The sequence below is a fragment of the Sedimenticola hydrogenitrophicus genome (assembly GCF_025175675.1).
GTDB lineage: Bacteria > Pseudomonadota > Gammaproteobacteria > Chromatiales > Chromatiaceae > Sedimenticola > Sedimenticola hydrogenitrophicus.
Window position 1 is genome coordinate 67,747 of the sequence record NZ_JANIOA010000004.1, and the last position, 20,986, is coordinate 88,732.

Sequence of the window (20,986 nt, forward strand, 5' to 3'; positions counted from 1 at the left end):
CCATGACCACAGAGAATGACGGGGTGGACGCCCTGACAGAACAACCCTTTGTAACCCATCTGCTGGAGCTGCGTGATCGGCTGTTGCGGGCGGTCATCGTCGTGGGGGTCATCTTTGCCTCCCTGTTCTACTTCGCCAATGACATCTACCAGATGGTGGCCGGGCCGCTCATGGCTCACCTGCCGGCAGGCTCGTCGATGATCGCCACCGAGGTGGCCTCGCCCTTCCTGACCCCGTTCAAGCTGACCCTGATGTCGTCGATCTTTATCGGCATGCCGTTCATTCTCTACCAGCTCTGGTCCTTTATCGCGCCGGGGCTGTACAAGCACGAGAAGCGGCTGATGATCCCGCTGGTAGCCTCCAGCGCGCTGCTGTTCTACATCGGGGTGCTGTTCGCCTATTTTGTGGTCTTCCCCCTGGTGTTCGCCTTCATGGCCAGTACCACCCCCGAGGGCGTGGTGATGGCGACCGACATCGCCAAATATCTCGATTTTGTCCTCAGCCTGTTTTTTGCCTTCGGGATCGCCTTCGAGGTGCCGATCGCCACCATTATCCTGGTCGCCATGGGTATGACCACACCGGATAGTCTGACCGAGAAGCGGCCCTACATCATCGTCGGCGCCTTCGCTGTCGGTATGCTGCTGACCCCGCCTGACGTGATCTCCCAGACCCTGCTGGCCTTGCCGATGTGGATTCTGTTCGAGATCGGCGTCTTCTTCTCGCGCATGGTCTTGCGCGAGAAGAAGCGGCGTGAACGCGAGGTCGAAGCGCAGGATGAAGCGGACACCGACAGCCAGGCGGATAGCGCTGCCGACGCGGTACCGAAGCGGCCGGGGCCGACGGCGGGTGCGCCGGCGTTTGTCACCGACCCCGCCTTTGAGATGGACGACACGACGCTGGACCCGGAGCGCTTCAAGCCGCTGACCGAGGCCGAGCTGGAGGCCGAGCTGGACGCCATCGAGGCCGTGGAAGAGGGCGGCGACCTGGGTGAATCCGACGATGAGGGAATGTACGACGAGGTGATCGAGGAGAAGCTGCGGCGGGTACAGGAGTTTCGTGACCAGAATGAGCAGGTCAAGGCCCGGGGACTGCTGTACGAGATCCTGGGTGAGGCCGGTCCCGAACAGGCCAAGGTGGCCCGCAACATCCTCAATCAGCTGGACGAGGATTACTGAGCTCGCCGCCTCTGTTGTCCCGCCCGATGCCGTAAACAAGCCGTACCAGGTGCCGGCTACGCGACGCGCTTCACCCGCGGCCGCTGCGTTTCGTTTCACTCACCATATGCAGCGGGGCCGATCGGGAATCGCGGCGGGGGCGCCGCTCCTACGGGCCAACTGCCCATCCCGTGAGCATCCCCGTGTAATCCGAGGATGGGTGGAGGAGGAACGACGTAACCCATCGAGCATTGGGTGAAGAGCAGTTCACGGACGTACCGTTAATGTCCCCCAACACGCACCACCTGTGCCCAAAGATGGGTTACGCGCGTCCGGTCGCCGTGGACGTTTCCAACAACGGCGTCGCGCGCCTCCACCCATCCTACCCGCCACAAGGCTCCGGTAAAGCTGTACCGCTCAGCGGTAGCGCATGCGCGTACCGTGCACCAGGGAGAGGGTGATCTCCTCGGCCGACAGCTGGCTGGGAAACAGGGTGCCGGAAATCTTGGCGCCGCTGATGCTGGCCCCGTCGAGGTTGGTCTCGGAGAGGTCCAGGCCGCGCAGATCCGTCTGGCGCAGGTAGCAGTCCCCCAGGTCGAGGTTTCGCGCATCCAGCTTGCGCAGGTCCAGGGCGCGCAGATCCGCCCCCCTCAGGTCGCAGGGGGTCCCGGACTGGTGATGCTGATTGAACTGCTCGACGTGCCCATCACGGAGCATCTGGTAGAGCGGGTCGTCTTTGATGGTGGGTGTGGCCATAAGGTTTTTCATTCTGTCTGTTGTTGCGGAACGCCCACTTGCGGGTCGTCCCGGAGCGGATCAGGTAGCTGTGAATATTATAGTAGAGAGGCCTGTTACCGCGAACCGTTTTCGTATAAATTATCCATACTTCAAAAAACCATAATCAGGAAGTGGATTTAATGAAGATTTTCATACCCCGGGTCCCGCCCGTTACCACCAACCGTGAACTGAGGCGACTGGTCGAGCAGCTGCTGGAAAAGAAGTTCCACCTCCCCTTTACTCCGCGGTCGGCCATCGGCAGTTGCGACGTGCTCCGCTTTCGCGACGGGAAAGGCGTGGTGGAGTACCACGGGCTGGTCTCGGTCGAGCCGGATGCGGCAGGGGGCTGGCTGCTTGCCCATTTCAAGCAGCAGTACCTGCATGGCAAGTTGTTGTTCGCCCGCAAGTTCATGGACCGGAAACGCCGCATCAAGGGACTACGGCCGGAACATGAGCTGCGGCGCGACGATCTCGAGATTACCAAAGTGGCATTGGTCAGGCCCGATGTGGACGCCCAGGACCAGTTCCGGCGTGAATACGGTACTTCCTGAGGAAACGCTGATGACAGCCATTCCTGTACTGCCGGCGTTCTTGTATTAATCAGCGGGCCCGTTCGCAGAGCTTGCGGGTACCAAGAGACGGCATTTTCTCTCGCCAAGACGCCAAGAACGCCAAGGAAAACAGGCTTCTTCGATTAAATTCCGTTTCCTGCAGTCTTTGCGCTCTTGGCGTGCTTGGCGAGAGCAGAAAAACCACTCTGGAAACACCGACCCGGAAACATGCTCCCCAGCATTATTTTTTACAGTTAACTACTCACCCAGCCTGTAAGTGATTGGTTTGCCTTGTTGGGCGATCTCGATGGCGCCTCGAATCCGGCCCCTTTTTCAGAGACAAGCCTGCCCTTGTTTGAGCGAAGCGAGTTTGGGCAGGCGCTGAAAATGAGGCCGGATTCGAGGAGACAAGCCATCGTGTGAGTCCGGCAAGGCGAGCCAATCACCCCGTGAGTAGTAACTTTTACAGAACACTCGCTTTATGCCGGTTCCACCCACACCGCCGAAAACTTGAACTCGGGAATCTTGCCGTCCGGGTCCAGTGCCTCGTTGGTCAGCAGATTGGCGGCCGCCTCGTAATAACAGAACGGCAGGAAGATCTGACCCGGCTGCAGACCGCGGTCGCTCTGGGCCGCAACGACGATCTCGCCGCGCCGTGAGCGAATACGGATCGGCTCTCCGGCGGTCACCCCCAACTGCTGCAGGAGCTGCGGATGCAGCATCGCCAGCGGCCGTGGCTGCAGGGCGTCCAGTACACTGGCGCGGCGGGTCATGGCGCCGGTGTGCCAGTGTTCCAGTTGCCGGCCGGTGATCAGAATCCACGGATAGTTCGCATCCGGCAACTCGTCGGCCTGGGTGAAGGCGGCGGGGATCAGCGCCGCCCGGCCCCCGGGGCGTGGGAAGGTGTCGGTGAAGATCACCTCGGTACCCGGGTCCCCCTCCCGCTCACAGGGATAGGTGACGGCGCTCTCCGCCTGCAGCCGCTCCCAGGTGATGCCGGCAATGCTTGGCATCGCCTGACGCATCTCCGCAAATACCTCGCGCGGCCCGGAATAGTCCCATGTCAGCCCCAGCCGCCGCGCCAGTTCCGTGATGATCTCCAGGTCCTGGCGTGCCTCGCTCGGGGGATCGAGCGCCCGGCGTCCCAGCTGTACCCGCCGGTCGGTGTTGGTGAAGGTGCCGTCCTTCTCCGGAAAGGCCGAGGCCGGCAGGATCACGTCGGCGTAGTGGGCGGTCTCGGTCATAAAGATGTCCTGCACCACCAGGTGCTCCAGCGAGGCCAGCGCCTGGCGAGCCTGGTTCAGGTTGGGGTCGGACATGGCCGGGTTCTCGCCCATGATATACATCCCGCGAATGTCGCCTGCCTCGATCGCGTGCATGATCTCCACCACGGTGAGGCCGGGTTCGGGATCGAGCGGCACGCCCCAGAGCGCCTCGAAGCGCTGCCGCACCGCCGGGTCGTCGACCCGCTGGTAGTCGGGATAGACCATGGGGATCAGGCCCACGTCGGAGGCCCCCTGCACGTTGTTCTGGCCGCGCAGCGGATGCAGGCCGCTGCCGGGACGGCCGATCTGGCCGCTGATCAGGGCCAGGTTGATCAGGCAGCGGGCGTTGTCGGTACCGTGAATGTGCTGGGAGATGCCCATGCCCCAGAAGATCATCGAGCCGCGGGAGCCGGCATAAACGCGGGCCACCTCGTAGAGGGTCTCTGCGGGAATGCCGCACACCGGCGCCATGCGCGCCGGGCTGTAGTCGGCCAGGTGCGCCTTCAGCGCCGCGTAGCCCTCGGTGCGGCTTTCGATGAAGTCCCGGTCCACCAGGTCGAGCTCGATCACCGCGTGCAGGATGGCGTTGAGCAGCGCCACGTCGGTATCGGGATTGAACTGCAGGAAGTGGTCGGCGTGGCGGGCGATCTCGGTGCGGCGCGGGTCCATCACGATCAGGGTCTTGCCGGCCCGGGCGGCATTCTTGAAAAAGGTGGCGGCGACCGGGTGGTTGGCGGTGGGGTTGGCGCCGATCAGCAGGATCACCTCGGCCTGCGCCACGTCGGCCACCGGGTTGGAGACCGCGCCGGAACCGATCATCTGCAGCAGCGCGGCCACCGAGGAGGCGTGGCAGAGCCGGGTGCAGTGGTCCACATTATTGCTGCCGAAGCCGGTGCGCACCAGCTTCTGGAACAGGTAGGCCTCCTCGTTGGAGCCCTTGGCGGAGCCGAACCCGGCCAGCCCCCGGGGACCAGCGCGTTCGCGGATTTTCAGTAGTCCGTCGGCGGCCAGCCGCAGCGCCTCATCCCACTCGGCCTCGCGGAAATCGCGCAGCGGATTGTCGTAGTCCATGTCCATGGCGGCGCGCTTGGGGGCATCGGCACGGCGGATCAGGGGCTTGGTCAGGCGCTGGCGGTGGCTGACGTAGTCGAAGCCGTAGCGCCCCTTGACGCAGAGCCGGCCGTGGTTGGCGGGGCCATCTCGTCCATTAACATAAAGTATACGGTTGTCCCGCACGTGGTAGGTGAGCTGGCAACCGACCCCGCAGTAGGGACAGACCGAGTGCACCTGGCGGTCGACTGGTTGCAGGGCCACATCGCTCGCCGGCATCAGGGCGCCGGTGGGACAGGTCTGCACGCACTCGCCGCAGGCCACACAACTTGACTGGCCCATTGGGTCATCCAGGTCGAAGCCGATCTGCAGGGCGCTGGCGCGACCGAAGAAGCCGATCACGTCGTTGGCCTGGGTTTCGCGGCAGGCGCGCAGACAGCGCCCGCACTGGATACAGGCGTCGAGCCGTACCGCGATGGCGGGATGGGAGTTGTCCGGGGCCGGTTGGCTGCGCGACGGGAAGCGGTAGTGGTCGACCCCCAGCTTGTCGCTCCAGTGATCCAGCTCGTTGTGCCGGGTGTAACCCGCCCGGTCATGGGGCAGGTCAGACTGCAGCAGTTCCAGCACCAGCTTTTGCGCATGCAGCGCGCGCTCGGAGCGGCTGCGCACTTCCATGCCCGGGCTTGGCTGGCGGCAGCAGGAGGCGGCGAGGACGCGCTCGCCGTCGATCTCCACCATGCAGGCGCGGCAGTTGCCGTCCGCGCGCAGCCCCTCCTGGTAACAGAGGTGGGGGATCTCCACGCCGTGACGTTGCGCCGCCTGCAGGATGGACTCCCCGGCCAGGGCGGTTACCGCTGTCTCATTCAGGGTGAAGCGGATGCCGTCGGCGCGGCCTTCAGTCCGGTCGCTCATGGTTCAGCACTCCTCCGGAAAATACTGCATTACGCAGCGTAGCGGATTGGGCGCCGCCTGGCCGAGCCCGCAAATGGAGGCATCCGTCATCACCTCGCAGAGCTCCTGCAGCAGCGGCCGGTCCCAGCGGGGTTCATTCATCAGGCGGGCCGCCTTGGCCGTACCGACGCGGCAGGGGGTGCACTGGCCGCAGGATTCGTGGGCAAAGAAGTGCATCGCGTTCAGGGCCAGGTCGCGCACGTTGTCGCGATCGGAGAGGACGATGACGGCGGCCGAGCCGATGAAGCAGCCGTGCTCGTTCAGGGTGTCGAAATCGAGCGCCAGGTCGCCCAGCCTGGCGGGCAGGATACCGCCCGAGGCGCCACCGGGAAAATAGGCCTTGAACTGGTGTCCCTCCAGCATGCCGCCGCCATACTCGTCGATCAGTTCGCGCACGCTGATGCCGGCCGGGGCGAGGTGTACCCCGGGACGGCGCACCCGCCCGCTGAGCGAGAAGCTGCGCAGCCCCTGGCGGCCACGGCGCCCCTGGGCGGTGAACCAGTCCGCGCCCTTCTCCAGCAGTTCCGGCACCCAGTAGAGGCTCTCCATGTTGTGTTCCAGGGTGGGGCGGCCGAACAGCCCGCGCTCGGCGATGAAGGGGGGGCGCAGCCGCGGCAGGCCGCGCTTGCCCTCGATCGACTCGATCATGGCCGACTCCTCGCCGCAGATGTAGGCCCCGGCGCCGCGCCGCAGTTCGATCCCGGGCAGCGGGCAGGGCGGATCGTCGCGCAACGCCTGCAGCTCGCGCTGCAACAGGGCGCGGATGCCGGCATACTCGTCGCGCAGGTAGATGTAGATCTTTTCAATACCCACCACCCGGGCGGCGATCAGCATCCCCTCCAGAAAACGGTGCGGATCACGCTCCAGGTAGTACCGGTCCTTGAAGGTGCCCGGTTCGCCCTCGTCGATATTCACCGCCATCAGGCGCGGTCCCGGGTAGCCGCGGACGACGCGCCACTTGCGCCCCACCGGGAAGCCGGCGCCGCCCAGGCCGCGCAGGTTGGCGTCCTCCAGACAGGCGATGACGGCCTCGCAGGCCGCCTCGTCGCCATGCTCGACCAGGGTTCGGAGTCGGGCATAACCGCCGGCGGCTCGGTAGGCGGCGTAGTCCCGGGCGGTGGCAGGTATCCCGTCGCTGTGGACCCCGGCGTCGAGCGTCTCCCGCACCCGCGCCGGAGTGGCGGCGGCCACCGGCCGGGTTCCCACCACCGCCACCGGCGCGTTGTCGCAGCGACCGACACAGGGGGCCCGCTGGATTCGCACGCCGTCACCCAGCGCACCCTGGAGTTGCGCGATCAGCGGCTCCGCGCCGGCCATGCGGCAGCTGATGGAGTCGCAGACCCGGATGGTCAGGGACGGCGGCGGCGACTCGCTATTTTTCACGACATCGAAATGGTGATAGAAACTGGCCACTTCGCAGACTTCCGCGGTAGAGAGCTTCAGGACCTCGGCCAGGGCGGTCAGCAGGCCGCTGTCCAGGTAGCCGCGATCATCCTGGATACGGTGCAGATACTCGATCAGGCGGTCGCGCCGGCCCTGGCCGGCGTCCAGATAGCCTTGCACGGTGGCCAGGTCGGCGGCATCCGCCTGGCGTCCCCGGGGGCGGCCGTGTTGCTTTTTTCCGGATGTTTTCAATACCGCCTCCACGGGTTTTTTCAGTTACTAATCATAACCCCCCGCCGAAGCGGCGCAAGAGGCGGGGGAAGTCGGCCTGGGGAGGGGCGGTGGGGCTCATGCGATCTCGGCGGTGGAGCGATAGCAGTTGCGTCCCGCCGCCTTGGCGGCGTAGAGGGCCTGGTCGGCCCGCTGCAGCAGACTGTCCAGCGGCTCGCCCTCCCGCGACAGGTGGCCGCCGATGCTGGCGCTCAGGGGGACGATCTCGCCGCCGGCGGTGACCAGTTGCCGGTTCTCCGCGATCTCCCGGTTCAGCCGGGTGCCGATCTGGTCCAGGGTGTCGGCATCCGCCGGCTGCACCAGCACCAGGAATTCGTCGCCGCCCCAGCGCGAGGCGACATCGTAGGGGCGCAGGGTGTTGCGGATAATATCGGCCAGCAGCCGGAGCGCCTGGTCGCCCACGGCGTGGCCATGGTGGTCGTTGATCTGCTTGAACCAGTCGACATCCAGCCAGAGCAGGCCCACCTGGCCTGGCTCGCGCTGGATACGCTGCAGCTCCGTCTCGATCCGCTCGGTCATGCCGCGCCGGTTCAGCAGTTCGGTCAGGGGATCGATCTTGGTCAGCCGTTCCAGTGCCAGGGTGCGTTCCTGAATCTTGCTCTCCAGGTCGTGCCGGGACTCCAGGACGGCGTGGGCCATGCGCAAAAAGCGCTGCATCAGGCGGCGGATCTCACCCGTTCCCAGTTCCCCCAGATTGTCCGTCACGTCGGCGCCGGATTCGACCCGGCTCATGGCGCGGTCGAGTTGGCTCAGGGGATTCAGTACCTGGTGATTGAGGAACAGGTGCAGTAGCAGAAAAGCGCCCAGCAGCGTGATGGCATAGACCAGCAGAATCCCGCTGAACTGGCTGAACGGCAGCAGGACATCGAGGTCGAGCAGGGTGATCTCGTACCAGCCGATCTCCGGCAGATAGGTGATCCCCGCCAGGTGGCGCTTGCCGTTGACGCTGACGAACTCGGTAATCACGGTCTGGTTCAGGTCTTCCAGCACCTTCATGGCAGCCAGGATCGCGGTGCGGTCCGCCGGCTGATCGAACAGCAGATCGATGGTGTGCTGTTCGCCCTGATTTTTGCTGATGGAACCGAAATCGATCAGTGACTCGTTGCGGTGTATCTGGATCGCCCCGGTGTGGTCGACAAACAGGCTGGTGACGCCGGGTTCCTCCTCTTCCACCACGTTCTGGATGAAGCCGGTCAGGTCCAGGCCGGTCCCGGCCATGCCGAGGATATCGTTGCCGTCGCGGATCAGCACGTCGATCCAGAGCCTGGTGATGCCCAGCTCCAGGTCGGGATTGACGTTGATGTGCAGGTCCCGCCCCTGCCGGATCAGGTCGTAAAACCAGGCATCCTTGGCCTGTTTCGGATCGAGGGTATAGCGGAACTCCTTGCCGGCGTATTCATTCTCCGCGTTGTTGTAGTAGTAATGGCCGTTTTTCAGCAGCGCCACGAAATAGTTCTGGTCATGAAAACTTTGCCGAAAGCTCTCCATTTCGGTAATGGCGCGTCGGCTACGCTCCGGGTCGTCCGGTTTCCGCGTCCACTCGCGGATATACTGGGAGTGGGCCAGCTGGCGTGCCAGCGCCACCTCGCGCAGGATCGGCTGCAGGGTGCGGCTCTTGTCATAGAGCGCCTGTTTCTCCGCGTAACGCATTGCCCACTGCGCGACGATATCCTCCGCCAGGGTGCGCACCGACCCCCACCCGGCGATGGCCGAGACGGCGATCAGCAGCAGGGTAATCAGGGAGAAGCGTGATTTGAGGTTCATGATAGGGCGGGTACTGCCTGGTTATTTATTATTGTATCGGGATCGGTGCGGAAAACTTAAGCAATGGCTAACTCACCACGCTTGGCCTGGGATGTCTCATGCATCACGGTGCGGATGCGGTTCTCCCCGGCTGGGGGTTAACAGTCGCCGGAGGGTAGATAGTTGTTCAGCAGTTGCAGATAGTTGGCGCGGGCGTAGGCCGAGGCGTCGCCGGTATGTTGCTGACTGAGCGTGCCCTTGAGCTGCTCGACCGATGTATAAGGGCTCTCTTCCAGCCATGCCTCCATGCCGCACAGGATTTCGGCCAGCCTGCCGGGGCCATGCCGCAGCAGGGTGCTGCAGAGATGCACCACGTCGGCCCCGGCGAGGAGCATCTTCAGCGCGTCCTGGTGGTCGTGGATGCCGCCGGTGGCGGCCAGGCTCAGTTTCACACGGCCGTGGAGCATGGCGATCCAGCGCATCGCCAGCAGGCATTCCGCCGAACTCGAGAGGTGCAGTTGCGGGGTCACCCGCAGGCTGTCGATATCGATATCCGGTTGGTAGAAGCGGTTGAACAGGCTGACGCCGGCGGCCCCGACCCGCTCCAGATGGCTGACCAGGTTGGCAATGGAGCTGAACTGGGGCGACAGCTTCATGGCGATGGGCAGGCTGACGTGCTGGCGCAGTTCATGGAGCAGGTCGATATAACGGCGCTCCACCTCGGCGCCGCTCACCGCCAGGCCGCCGGCAATGTAATAGACGTTCAATTCCAGCGCGTCGGCCCCGGCCTGCTGCAACGCCTTGCCATGCTCCACCCAGCCGCCCGGGGTGACGCCGTTGAGACTGGCGATGACGGGGATCTCCAGCGCCTGTTTCAGGCGTTGTAACTGCTCCAGATAAGACGCTTGCCGGGAGCGCATGCTGTCGTGCAGCGGTAGAAAACTGGTCGCTTCGGCATGGCCCAGGGCCTGGTTGTGCAGGTAGTCGTCCATCACCTCCTGATCATGCCGCAGCTCCTCCTCGAACAGCGAGTACATCACCAGGGCGGCGGCCCCCGCGTCCTCCAGTTGTTTCGCCGTGTCAAGGCTGCGGGAGAGCGGCGAGGCGGACGGCACCAGTGGGTTTTTCAGGGTCAGGCCGAGATAGGTGGTACGCAGGTCCATGATCACTCCTTCGCCTGGCCGGGCTTCTCTGCGCCCGGGGTGGCGTAGCTCAGGTCCGCCAGCTGGCGGTAATGGAGGTAGTTGTCGAGGGCGTGTTGCTGGGCCGCGCCAAGGTAGCGCTCGGCGGCCTCCGGATCGCTGCGCCACAGCATGCTGAAGCGGGTCTCCTGGCTGACAAAATCACGGTAGGCGATCGACGGCTCCCTGGAGTCCAGCTGCAACGGGTTTTCCTGGCTTGCGGCGCGGCGCGGGTCATAGCGGAACAGCGGCCAGTGACCGCTGCGCACGGCGCGGTCCTGCATGGCGTGATTGTTCGCCATGTCGGTGCCCCAGGCGGTGCAGGGGCTGTAGGCGATGATCAGGGAGACCCCGGGCCAGGACTCGGCCTCCATGAAGGCCTTGAGGGTCTGCACATCCTTGGCGCCGTAGGCCACCTGGGCCACGTAGACGTCACCGTAGGCCATGGCGATCATCGCCAGGTCCTTTTTCGCCGTCGGCTTGCCGCCGGCGGAGAATTTGGCCACCGCCCCGCGCGGTGTCGCCTTCGAGGTCTGGCCGCCGGTGTTGGAGTAAACCTCGGTGTCCAGCACCAGGATGTTGACATCGCGGCCGCAGGAGAGCACATGGTCGAGACCGCCGAAGCCGATGTCATAGGCCCAGCCGTCGCCGCCGACGATCCAGACGCTGCGCTTCACCAGACTGTCGGTCAGGCTCTCCATCTGGCGGGCTTCGGGGAGGTCCAGCGGTTGCAGCGCTTCACGCAGCCTGGCGACGCGTTCGCGCTGTTCGTGGATGCCGGCCTCGTCCCCCTGCCCGGCGTCGAGCAACCCCCGCATCAGCGCCGCGTCGATATGGGATGCGAGCCGGTCGAGCAGTTCGATGGCCTGCTCCCGCTGCTTGTCGACGGCGATGCGCATGCCGAGGCCGAATTCGGCATTGTCCTCGAACAGTGAATTGTTCCAGGCCGGTCCGCGGCCCTGCGTGTCCCGCGCCCAGGGCGTCGTGGGGAGGTTGCCGCCGTAGATGGAGGAGCAGCCGGTGGCGTTGGCCACCAGCATGCGGTCGCCGAACAGCTGCGAGGCGAGGCGCAGATAGGGCGTTTCGCCGCAACCGGGGCAGGCACTGGAGAACTCGAACAGCGGCTGCAGCAGCATGGCGCTTTTCATCACAGTATTGCGCACCTCGCGCCGGTCGAATTCGGGCAGGGCGAGGAAGTACTCGAAATTGACCCGCTCCTGTTCGCGCAACGGCGGCTGGGGTGCCATGTTGAGGGCGCGCCGGCCCGGGTTCTCCTTGTCCTTGGCCGGGCAGATGTCCACGCACAGGCCGCAGCCGGTGCAGTCCTCCGCCGCTACCTGGTAGACGATATGCGCACCCTCGGGGAACTCCTTGCCCTTGACCGGCATGTGCCGGAAGGTGGGCGGCAGGTCGCTGACCCGGGCCGGATCGAACAGCTTGCTGCGGATCGCCGTGTGCGGGCAGACGAAGGGGCACTTGCCGCAGGCAATGCAGAGGTTCTCGTCCCAGACCGGGATCTCCAGGGCGATATTGCGCTTCTCCCAGCGTGTGGTGGCGGTGGGCCAGGTGCCGTCGGCGGGCATGGCGCTCACCGGCAGCCGGTCACCCTGGCCGGCGATCAGCCGGGCGGTGACCTCGCGCACGAAGGGCGGGGCGTTGGCCGCCACCGCCGGTGGTCGCTCGAAGGTCGAGGTCGCCCGCTCCGGCACGCTGACCTGGTGCAGGTTGGCCAGGGCGGCATCGATGGCACGGAAGTTGAGTTCCACGATGCGGTCGCCCTTGCCGCCGTAGCTCTTCTCCACCGCATCCTTGATCGCCTGGATTGCCTGATCGCGCGGTAACAGCCCGGAGATGGCGAAGTGGCAGGTCTGCATGATGGTGTTGATGCGCCGCTGCATACCGCTCTCCTGCGCCACCCGGTAGGCATCGATGACGAAGAAACGCAGTTGCTTGTCGATGATCTGCTGCTGCATGCGCCGCGGCAGGGTGTCACAGGCCGTTTCCGGCACGGCGGTGGTGTTGAGCAGGAACACCGCGCCCGCTACAGCCTTGTCCAGCAGGTCGTAACGTTCCAGGAAGATGGTCTGGTGGCAGCCGATGAACCGGGCCTGGTCGTCGCCGATCAGGTAGCTGGAGCGGATCGGCTGCTTACCAAAGCGCAGATGGGAGATGGTGACGGCACCGGCCTTCCTGGAATCGTATTCGAAATAGCCCTGGGCCTGCAGGTCGGTGGCCTCGCCGATGATCCGGATGCTGTTCTTGTTGGCGCTGACGGTGCCGTCGGAGCCGAGGCCGTAGAACAGGGCGCAGTTGACCTCTCCTGCCGCATCGCTACGAAAGCCGGCATCCCAATCCAGGCTGGTGTGGGTGACGTCGTCGTGAATGCCGATGGTGAATCCGTTTTTCGGCCGCTCCCGGTCCAGCTCGTCGAACACCGCCTTGACCATGCCCGGGGTGAACTCCTTGGAGGAGAGACCGTAGCGGCCGCCGATCACCAGCGGCAGCTGACCGAGAGGCGACTCTCCGGCGGCGAAGGCATAGGCCACCGCGCCGAGCACGTCCTTGTACAGCGGTTCGCCGTCGGCGCCCGGCTCCTTGGTGCGGTCGAGCACGGCAATGCGGCGTACCGTGGCGGGTAGCGTGGCGAGCAGGGCAGCGGCATCGAACGGGCGGTACAGACGCACCTTGAGCAGCCCCACCTTCTCACCCCGGGCCAGCAGGTGGTCGACGGTTTCGTGCGCCGTCTCGGCGCCGGAACCCATCAGCACCAGCACCCGCTCGGCATCGGCGGCGCCGACATAGTCGAACAGCCGGTACTGGCGGCCGCTGAGCGCCGCGAAGCGATCCATCACCCCCTGTACGATGGCGGGCATCTTCCGGTACCAGGAGTTGACGCTCTCGCGCCCCTGGAAATAGACATCGGGGTTCTGCGAGCTGCCGCGCAGCACCGGATGCTCCGGGTTGAGGGCGCGGGCGCGGTGCGCCTGCACCAGCTCGTCGCTGATCAGGGCGCGGACCACCTCGGTGCCGATGGTCTCGATCTTGGCCACCTCGTGAGAGGTGCGGAAACCGTCGAAGAAATGGATGATCGGTACCCGGGCCTCCAGGGTCGCCGCCTGGGCGATCAGCGCCAGATCGTGGACCTCCTGGACCGAGTTGGCGCACAGCATGGCGAAGCCGGTACCGCGCGTCGCCATTACATCGGCGTGGTCGCAAAAGATGGAGAGCGCCTGGGCCGCCAGGGAACGCGACGCCACGTGCAGCACCATGGGGGTCAGTTCCGCGGCGATCTTGTACAGGTTGGGTATCATCAGCAGCAGGCCCTGGGAGGCGGTGAAGCTGGTGCACAGCGCTCCGGCCTGCAGGGCACCATGCAGCGCGCCGGCGGCGCCGCCCTCGCTCTGCATCTCGATAATACCAGGCACCGTGCCCCACAGGTTGCGGCGTCCCTGCGCCGACCACGCGTCGGCGTGCTCGCCCATGGGCGAGGCGGGGGTGATGGGGTAGATGGCGATGACTTCGTTGGTCAGGTGGGCGATGGTGGCGGCGGCTTCATTGCCGTCGATGGTGGCCAGGTGCTGCATGTGTTTCTCCCGTTACTGAGCGGGGCGTTGTCTCCGTCCCTGAGTGCAAGCATAGCCCAGACCCGGGTGGTCATCAGTGACCGATGCCCCGGTCTTTTCGCTGTTAGACAAACACCCATTCACGCCCTGTTCATTCGCACATAAAATGCTATTATAATGACAAATGCACATTCGGAGACGGATATGGCCCACAGCAGGCGACAAGACGCTTTAAACGAGTCCGCCGTACTCGGCGAGGCCGTAATCAACGCCGGCAGGAAGCTCGGCTTCAGTGGTGACGAAGTCGGCAACATCATCGGCCGGAGCCGCACCACGATCAACCGCAACGGGGTTGATCCACACTCAAAGAGCGGCGAAATCGCCCTCATGGTGGTGCGGGTGTATCGCTCGCTCTATGCCTTGATCGGCCGTGACGAAACGCACCTGCGGGAGTGGATGCGCTCCCCCATTCGCTCATTGCAGGCCGTTCCGGCCGACATGATGCACCGTATCGACGGGCTGGTGACGCTAACCCGCTATCTGGACGCGATGCGGGGTCGTGTTTGAGCGAGATCTGGTCGGATGTCGGTCGGGAGTGTGTGCGGCCCATTGCCGGACGTGGCTATCGGATCGTAGAAACACAAGAACAGGCCGCCACCACGGAGATCGTCTCATCGCTGGATGCCCAGGATCTGCTTGAGAGCCTGCTGGATGACTCCAAGCCGCGAAAGCGTCCCGGAAGCGGGGCCCTACACTACCTGCTGCAGTCGCCCTTCCGCTATCCCCCGCTCGAGTGGGGAAGCCGTTTTGGCTTAACCCGGGAGCCCGGCTACCTCTACGGCGCGCTTGCCATCCAGACCGCGATGGAGGAATTTGCTTTCTATCGGCACTTCCTGTTTCAGGACGCCGTCGATCTGGCGCCTGGGCGTGTCTGGATGACGCAGCACACCCAGTTTGGCTTCGACTACCGCACTGATTGCGGCATCCAGCTTCAGTCGCAGCCGTTCGCGCTGCATAGCGAAATCTTGCGGCACCCGGAAGACTACTCGACAACCCAGGCACTGGGGATGGCCATGCGCGCGGACGGTGTGCTGGCGTTTGAATACATCTCCGCGAGGGACCCGGATCAGGGGCTCAATGTCGCACTTTCATCTCCCGAGGCGCTGGCCAACCCCTTGGTCCACCAAGTGGAGCAGGGCATCTGCTCGGTCGATGCCCATAGGGTCACCTATAGGGCGATGGGTCTCCGCCACCACTTCCCACTCGAAAGATACCTGATCGCCGGGAAGCTTCCCCGGCCTGCAGGCTGAGGTATCGGTGCCTCAGCGTGGCCAAGGCGAAAATACCGATTGGCACTATTAACTGTCTTCCAATTTAAAATTGCCGGGTAAAGCTGTTTCAGTTTTGGGTGGGTTAGTTTCGTAGGGTGGATAAGCCGGTAGGCGCATGCCATCCTCAGGTCCGTAAACGGTACATCCATGTACCACTCCTCACCGCGGCAATGGTGGATGCGCTGTCGCTTATCCACCCTACAAAAGTACTTTATCAAATTGAAGGACTACCAGGGTGCAACCAACATTGCCGGGTGATAGGGCTTTTTTCCCTTGCCAGCATACGTCCCCGGGACGCCCTGCATATCCAGCAGTTGATCCTTAAACCGTAGGCGTTTAGATCTGACGTGCGTTCCGTGGCCGGTGTGTTGTCAAGAGGGTTTGTGCATCCGTTAACATCGCCTCCAGCATCGATTGCGGCAGCTCCGGCGCTTGGGCCAAGGCCAGGGCCCGTATCAGGATCGCGGCCTGCCCCTCTTCCAGCAACCCCCTGGGAAGTGCTTCACCGTAGAGCCACACCGCGGCCTGCTGGGCCGTGGGCGCGCTGGTCTCGCCGGCCAGGTCCGCGGTGGCGGCCAGCATGGCGGACAGCAGCAGTTCCACCGCGGGGCCTCGGCTCCCCTGTTCCAGCAACAGGCGTGCGGCCTCCAGGCGCTCCTCGGCCTGGCGGCGCAGCAGGGAGGGGCCTTGCGGCTGCGGCTGGGCGGCGGCGTCATAGTGCACCTGGCCCACGGCGAAGGGGAAGGCGTCGCCCAGGCGTTGCAGGCCGGTCAGGGTGAGGGGGTCCACCAGGGCTACGGGGATGTGTTGCGACAGTGTCTCGGCGAGACGTGAGGCCGCTTCGTCCACCCGGTCGATCACCACCAGCAGGCGTCCGCCGATGCCGAGGATGCGTTCGATGCGTGGGCCCAGTTCCCGTTGCAGGGCCTCGATGCAGTGGGCCAGTAACGGGGGCTCTTCCGACGCTTCCCCGTTTCCGTGCGCCGCGGGTACGGGGGTTGTCGGTCCCTCTGTTTCGGGCACGGGTGCTTCAGAATCCTGGCTGTCGGCCTGCGGGGGCTGCCCCGCCAGCTCTTCCGCCAGTGCTTCCAACAGGCGCTTGGAGACGCCTACCGTGTCCGCGGTTGCCTCCGGGTCCACCACGTTGTCAAACAGGTCGCGCTTTCCGGCCACCAGCCGCATCACCCGCTCCTCGTAGGAGTCGGGAGCCACCATCAGGATCACCTGGACCTTTCCCTTTTGTCCCAGGCGGTGCACCCGGGCGATGCGCTGGTCCAGTATCGCCGGGTTCCAGGGCACATCCAGGTTGACCAGCACCGAGGCGCTCTGCAGGTTCAAGCCGGAGCCGCCGGCATCGGTGGAGATGAACACCTGCACCGCGTCGTCATCGCGGAAACGGTCCGTCAGATCGCCCCGCTTGGCGGTCGGCACGCCGCCGTGCAGGCGCACGCAGCCCAGGCCGAGCCCGCGCAGCCGCTCCTCCACCATGGCGGTCATGCGCTCCCACTGGGAGAACACCACCGCCTTGAGACCGCCTTGCAGGCAGAGCTCGTCCAGCAGCTGGGCCAGTTCGTCGATCTTGGGCGAACCCTCGGTCACCTTGTCCACCAGGCCGGCGGCGTTGCAGGCCATGCGCGCGGCCTGCATGGCGGCCATCATGCGGTTCTGCTCGCTGGGGGTCAGGGGACGGCGTTGGGCGATCATGGCCAGGCGTCCGGCGTTGGCTGCCGCGTCGTCGTGCAGCGCCCACTGTGTGGGCGTCATCTCCACGTCCAGGCGCTGTTCGATGCGCGCCGGCAGTTGATCGGCGACCAGGCGCCGATCGCGGCGCAACATGGCCGGGGCCAGGCGGCGGCGCAGCTCGCTGAGGTTGCGGTAGCCCAGCACCTTGCCGCGCTCGTCGGTGACGTGGAAGTCGGCCAGGTAGCGCCACAGCGGGCCGAGCAGGCGCTGATCCACCACCTGCATCAGGCTGTAGAGGTCCTCCAGCCGGTTCTCCAGCGGGGTGCCTGTCAGCACGAAGGCGTAGCGGGACGGGATGCGCTTGACCGCGGTGGCGATCTTGGTGCGCCAGTTCTTGATCCGTTGCGCCTCGTCGAGGATCAGCAGGTCCGGGCAGAGGATCTCGTTGATTTCCGACAGGTCGCGCAGCGCCAGCTCGTAGTTCAGCACGGTGAAGCACTCCAGCTTGCGGTACTGGGCCCGGCGCTGGGCCGCCGGGCCCTGCACGATTTGCACCGGCAGGCTGGTGAAGCGCTCGATCTCCCGCGCCCACTGGTGCTTGAGGGAGGCGGGGCAGATCACCAGGGTGCGTGCCACCCCCTCGTGGCGGTACAGCCAGCTGGCGGCGGCGATGGCTTGCAGGGTCTTGCCCAGGCCCATGTCATCCGCCAGCAGGGTGCGACCGTTGGCGGCCAGGAAGGCCACCCCCTCCATCTGGTAGGGGTAGAGGGTGGCCCTGATCCCCGGCAGACGGCCGCCGGTCTCGGCGATGCGCTCGCGGATTTCCGCCGCCCGCACCCGACGGGCCGCCTGCTCGGCCAGGCGTTGGGCATGCGCCTGGGCGTCGTCGCCGAGATCAATGTCGGCGCGCCCCGCCAGTGCTTCGCTCAGGCGGAAGAAGTCCTCCGGCAGACGGCCGCTGAACAGGCCCTCGGCGTCGAACCAGGCGGCCAGCAGTACCTGCAGCTTCTTACCCTTGACCGCGCCGTGGAACAGGCGGATGCGCGGTGCCTCGGGGGTATTCCAGTCCAGGTAGATATAGGGGTGGGGTGCCGACTGGTCGGCCAGCCGTCGGTAGTCCCTGCGCTTGCTGATGCGGTGCAGGGCCGCCTCGATGTGTTTACAGGTGCCGAGCTGGTTGACCGCGAAGTCGGGGCAGGTGCAGTAGTTGGTCGGCTCGTGCAGTGAGCGGATATGCACCTGGTAGCTGCGGCCGAAGCGCGGGTCCGCGTCCACGGAACGGGCGCGCCAGGTACCGAACCAGGGCTCGCCCCCCAGGTGCTTCACCCGCACCTCGGAACGGCCCGCCTTGCGCCGCTCCGCCAGTGCGCCTTCGCGGGCGCTGAGCAGCGCCAGGTCGGTGCCAGCGGTGTTGGCGGCATGGGCGCACAACAGGGCCACCGCGTGGGCGCAGGGCGCATCCCCGTCCGGCTTGCACAGGCACTCCACCCGCAGGTTGCCGCTGTCTTCATAGCTCAAGCCGACGGCGATGGGTTCGTCGCTCTCAGGGTCTTCCACCTGCCCCCACAGGGCGTTGCTGTCCGTGGCCAGATCGGTCACGCGGTTCTCCTTGAACCAGCGCAGTCCCCGTTCCACCAACGGTGCGCCGGTCAGGGCATGGAGTTGTTCGGCATCATAGAGGAAGGGGTCTGGGGCGGTCTCTGGCATGGCGGCACTTTGGTTGTGTTTGGGGGATCATATTGAGGGAAACGTGTTGAGGATGATATCAGTTCTTCGCACCCTTGGCGCTCTTGCTGGCGGGGTGTTTCGGTCTCTCTTCGACCCGGAACCCGGCATCCACGGCCTGCAGATAGCGATTGACCAATGCCGGGGCCTGGGCCACGGTCATTTGCTCCGCTTGTCCGGCCAGAGCGGCGCCTACCCGGTCCGACAGGGCTGTGCGGGCCTCGTACAGAAACCGGCTGGCAACGCAGCGATAGGGCGGGGGCACTTGGCTCTCCTGCGTCTGTTCGTATCGATCCAGCTCCGGGTCTGGCGGGTGCAGCAGGCAGAGCCGTTCCTGGGCCCGGGTGCAGCCCACGTAGAACAGCCGCCGTTCGTCTTCCACCGGGCCGGCCTGGTCCGGGGAGAGGTAGTAGGGAAAGCGGCCCTCGACCAGGCCGGGCAGGATCACCAGGGGCCACTCCAGCCCCTTGGCCCGGTGGATGGAAGTGATGAGCAGTCGCTCGCCCTGTCCGTCCCGGTGCCGGGCCTGCAGCTCCGCGATCAGCTCCAGGAAGCTGCCCGCACGCCGACCGCTTTCCCGGGCGAAGCCGAGGAATGATTCGCAGGTCTGCTGCCGTTCCTGGGCCTGCATCGGTGTGGGGCTGGACCAGCGGAAGAACTCGTACAGTTCCGCCTCCTCGATGACCTGCCGCAGCAGCTCCCCGGCCGGGGCGCCTTTGCCGCGCTGCTGTAGCTGCCGCCACAGGGCGGCGCGGGCCAATACCCGGTTGCGCTGGTAGCCGCTCATCTCCTCGTTGACCAGGCTACGCAGCAGCTGATCCGGGTATTTCGGCTGCTTTACCAGGGCCTGGGCGATGCGCGCCAGCTCCGCCTTCCTGAACCCCAGTTGGGGCACCCTCAGCATGGTTTCCACCGTCGCCAGGGAGTCATCGCTGTCGAACAGGGTGCCGGCGGCGAGCCGCAGGTGGCCCAGCAGGGAGCGAATCTCGGGGCACTCGAACAGGCTGTCGTGGCCCTCCAGCCGGTAGGGGATGCCCTGGCGCAGCAGCGCCAGCTCCAGGGGGACGCTCATGCTGTAGAGGCGCACCAGCACCGCGGCCTCGCTCAGGGAACGCCCGCCGTTGCGCCAATCGTCCAGGATGGCCGGCAACGGATGGGGCTGCGCCGTCTCCGCGCGGCGTTCGATGCGGGTGTCCGGGGTGCCGGCGGCGGAGAGGCAGAGGTGGTCGTCGCGTCCCCGGTTGTGGGCGATGGCGTGGTCCGCCAGCAGGGAGAGGCGGTGGCCGAAACGGAAGGTCCGGGTCAACTGGTAGCGTACGGCCCCGGGAAAGTCCCTGAAGAAGCGCTCCACCATGAACTCCGGCCGCGCCCCGCGCCACTCGTAGACGCACTGGTCCACATCACCCACCGCCATCACCTGGGCGCGGCGCCCGGCCACCGCCTTCACCAGTTGCTGTTGCGCCTCGTTGATATCCTGATACTCGTCCAGGATGACATGTTCCATGTGGTCACCGAGCCAGGCGGCGATCCCCGGGTCCCGGTGCAGGGCAATCACCGGCTCGTGGATCAGGTCGCTGTAGTAGCGCACCCCCTCTTTCTGCCGAATCGCCTCGAAGCGTTCGTAGGCGGCTACGAAATACGCCAGCTCCGGATCCAGGCCCATGCGGTCGAACAGCTCTTCAGGCCCCACCACATCCGCCTTCACCAGGCCGATGAAGCTCGCGAAGGACTCCACCCGCTCCTTGGACAGCAGCTCCTCCCGATCGCGATTGCGGGTGGTCCCAAGTGTCTGCTCCAGAGCAGCCCGGGAGGCGTCGAAGGCCTGCCAGTCCTGGGTGACAAGTCGATGGCTGGGCAGCAGGCCGCGCCGCTCGCAGGACTGGGTGATGCGCAGCCCCAGGGCGTGGAAGGTGCGCACGTCGGGCAGGGTCGGGTAGTGGCCGGCGGCGGCCCGCTGCAGACGTTCGGCGAAGTCCCGGCGGGCCGAGGCATTGAACATCAGCGCCAGGATGCGTCGCGGATCCGCCCCCTGATCCAGCAGATGGAGCACCCGGGCCACCAAGGTCGCGGTCTTGCCGGAACCGGCCACCGCGCTTACCCGCGCATGGCCGTCGCCGTGGTGCACCACGGCCAGCTGCTCATCGGTCAAGGGGGGAAGGTGTGCCATGGCGCGTTATTGTCTCAGAGCCGTTGCCGATGGCAAAGGGGAGGGCGGCTGAATTTGAATCTGTGGGGTCTGGTGATCTCTGCGCGGCGGGTTGCGTAGTACTCAAGTTTCGGAGTTCAGTTTTCAGACGCCGGGTGGGCCACTTGTTTCATTTATTGCGAATTGCGTTTA

Annotated in this window: 12 protein-coding genes; 4 read left to right on the top strand and 8 right to left on the bottom strand. The window is 65.4% G+C overall.

Annotated features, from left to right (window positions below; all coding sequences use genetic code 11):
* Positions 1-2: 2 nt before the first annotated feature.
* Positions 3-1,175 (top strand): twin-arginine translocase subunit TatC, encoded by a 1,173-nt coding sequence (tatC, locus tag NPX02_RS03830; protein ID WP_260291923.1) that lies wholly within the window; start codon positions 3-5, stop codon positions 1,173-1,175.
* A gap of 396 nt (positions 1,176-1,571) precedes the next feature.
* On the opposite strand, the gene NPX02_RS03835 is transcribed toward tatC, so the two are convergent.
* The gene (locus tag NPX02_RS03835; protein WP_260291925.1) at positions 1,572-1,910 is read right to left on the bottom strand and encodes a pentapeptide repeat-containing protein; all 339 of its coding nucleotides are present in this window, start codon (positions 1,908-1,910) and stop codon (positions 1,572-1,574) included.
* Positions 1,911-2,071: 161 nt separating this feature from the next.
* On the opposite strand from NPX02_RS03835, the gene NPX02_RS03840 reads away from it, so the two are divergent.
* Entirely contained in the window at positions 2,072-2,482 is a 411-nt protein-coding gene (locus NPX02_RS03840) for a hypothetical protein (protein WP_260291926.1), read from the top strand.
* A gap of 479 nt (positions 2,483-2,961) precedes the next feature.
* On the opposite strand, the gene fdhF is transcribed toward NPX02_RS03840, so the two are convergent.
* From fdhF to nifJ, 5 genes are all read right to left on the bottom strand, one after another.
* Positions 2,962-5,709 carry a formate dehydrogenase subunit alpha gene (fdhF, locus tag NPX02_RS03845; RefSeq protein WP_260291927.1) on the bottom strand — a complete coding sequence of 916 codons (2,748 nt, stop codon included), beginning with the start codon at positions 5,707-5,709 and terminating at the stop codon, positions 2,962-2,964.
* Positions 5,710-5,712: 3 nt separating this feature from the next.
* Complete coding sequence (locus tag NPX02_RS03850) at positions 5,713-7,383, bottom strand: NAD(P)H-dependent oxidoreductase subunit E (RefSeq protein WP_260291931.1); 1,671 nt, start codon at positions 7,381-7,383, stop codon at positions 5,713-5,715.
* A 96-nt stretch (positions 7,384-7,479) separates the two neighbouring features.
* Positions 7,480-9,186 carry a GGDEF domain-containing protein gene (locus tag NPX02_RS03855; protein WP_260291932.1) on the bottom strand — a complete coding sequence of 569 codons (1,707 nt, stop codon included), beginning with the start codon at positions 9,184-9,186 and terminating at the stop codon, positions 7,480-7,482.
* 137 nt (positions 9,187-9,323) lie between these two features.
* On the bottom strand, positions 9,324-10,328 hold the full coding sequence (locus tag NPX02_RS03860) for a dihydroorotate dehydrogenase-like protein (protein ID WP_260291934.1): 1,005 nt from the start codon (positions 10,326-10,328) through the stop codon (positions 9,324-9,326).
* A 2-nt stretch (positions 10,329-10,330) separates the two neighbouring features.
* Positions 10,331-13,930, bottom strand: a complete 3,600-nt coding sequence (gene nifJ, locus NPX02_RS03865; protein WP_260291935.1) for a pyruvate:ferredoxin (flavodoxin) oxidoreductase — start codon at positions 13,928-13,930, stop codon at positions 10,331-10,333.
* A 156-nt stretch (positions 13,931-14,086) separates the two neighbouring features.
* Here nifJ and NPX02_RS03870 point away from each other — a divergent pair, with 156 nt between their 5' ends.
* Positions 14,087-14,476, top strand: a complete 390-nt coding sequence (locus NPX02_RS03870; RefSeq protein WP_260291936.1) for an MbcA/ParS/Xre antitoxin family protein — start codon at positions 14,087-14,089, stop codon at positions 14,474-14,476.
* The gene (locus NPX02_RS03875; RefSeq protein WP_260291938.1) at positions 14,473-15,219 is read left to right on the top strand and encodes an RES family NAD+ phosphorylase; all 747 of its coding nucleotides are present in this window, start codon (positions 14,473-14,475) and stop codon (positions 15,217-15,219) included. Before NPX02_RS03870 ends, NPX02_RS03875 begins: the two co-directional genes overlap by 4 nt.
* A 357-nt stretch (positions 15,220-15,576) precedes the next feature.
* On the opposite strand, the gene NPX02_RS03880 is transcribed toward NPX02_RS03875, so the two are convergent.
* Positions 15,577-18,630 carry a DEAD/DEAH box helicase gene (locus NPX02_RS03880; protein WP_260291939.1) on the bottom strand — a complete coding sequence of 1,018 codons (3,054 nt, stop codon included), beginning with the start codon at positions 18,628-18,630 and terminating at the stop codon, positions 15,577-15,579.
* A gap of 58 nt (positions 18,631-18,688) precedes the next feature.
* Positions 18,689-20,815, bottom strand: coding sequence for an ATP-dependent helicase (locus tag NPX02_RS03885; protein WP_260291940.1), 2,127 nt, complete (start codon positions 20,813-20,815; stop codon positions 18,689-18,691).
* Positions 20,816-20,986: the final 171 nt, after the last annotated feature.

What these genes read in the sequence shown, in the direction of transcription:
- tatC (WP_260291923.1), top strand. Translation starts at nt 3, where the DNA reads ATGACCACAGAGAATGACGGGGTGGACGCCCTGACAGAACAACCCTTT.
- NPX02_RS03835 (WP_260291925.1), bottom strand. Translation starts at nt 1,910, where the DNA reads ATGGCCACACCCACCATCAAAGACGACCCGCTCTACCAGATGCTCCGT.
- NPX02_RS03840 (WP_260291926.1), top strand. Translation starts at nt 2,072, where the DNA reads ATGAAGATTTTCATACCCCGGGTCCCGCCCGTTACCACCAACCGTGAA.
- fdhF (WP_260291927.1), bottom strand. Translation starts at nt 5,709, where the DNA reads ATGAGCGACCGGACTGAAGGCCGCGCCGACGGCATCCGCTTCACCCTG.
- NPX02_RS03855 (WP_260291932.1), bottom strand. Translation starts at nt 9,186, where the DNA reads ATGAACCTCAAATCACGCTTCTCCCTGATTACCCTGCTGCTGATCGCC.
- NPX02_RS03860 (WP_260291934.1), bottom strand. Translation starts at nt 10,328, where the DNA reads ATGGACCTGCGTACCACCTATCTCGGCCTGACCCTGAAAAACCCACTG.
- nifJ (WP_260291935.1), bottom strand. Translation starts at nt 13,930, where the DNA reads ATGCAGCACCTGGCCACCATCGACGGCAATGAAGCCGCCGCCACCATC.
- NPX02_RS03870 (WP_260291936.1), top strand. Translation starts at nt 14,087, where the DNA reads ATGACAAATGCACATTCGGAGACGGATATGGCCCACAGCAGGCGACAA.
- NPX02_RS03880 (WP_260291939.1), bottom strand. Translation starts at nt 18,630, where the DNA reads ATGCCAGAGACCGCCCCAGACCCCTTCCTCTATGATGCCGAACAACTC.
- NPX02_RS03885 (WP_260291940.1), bottom strand. Translation starts at nt 20,815, where the DNA reads ATGGCACACCTTCCCCCCTTGACCGATGAGCAGCTGGCCGTGGTGCAC.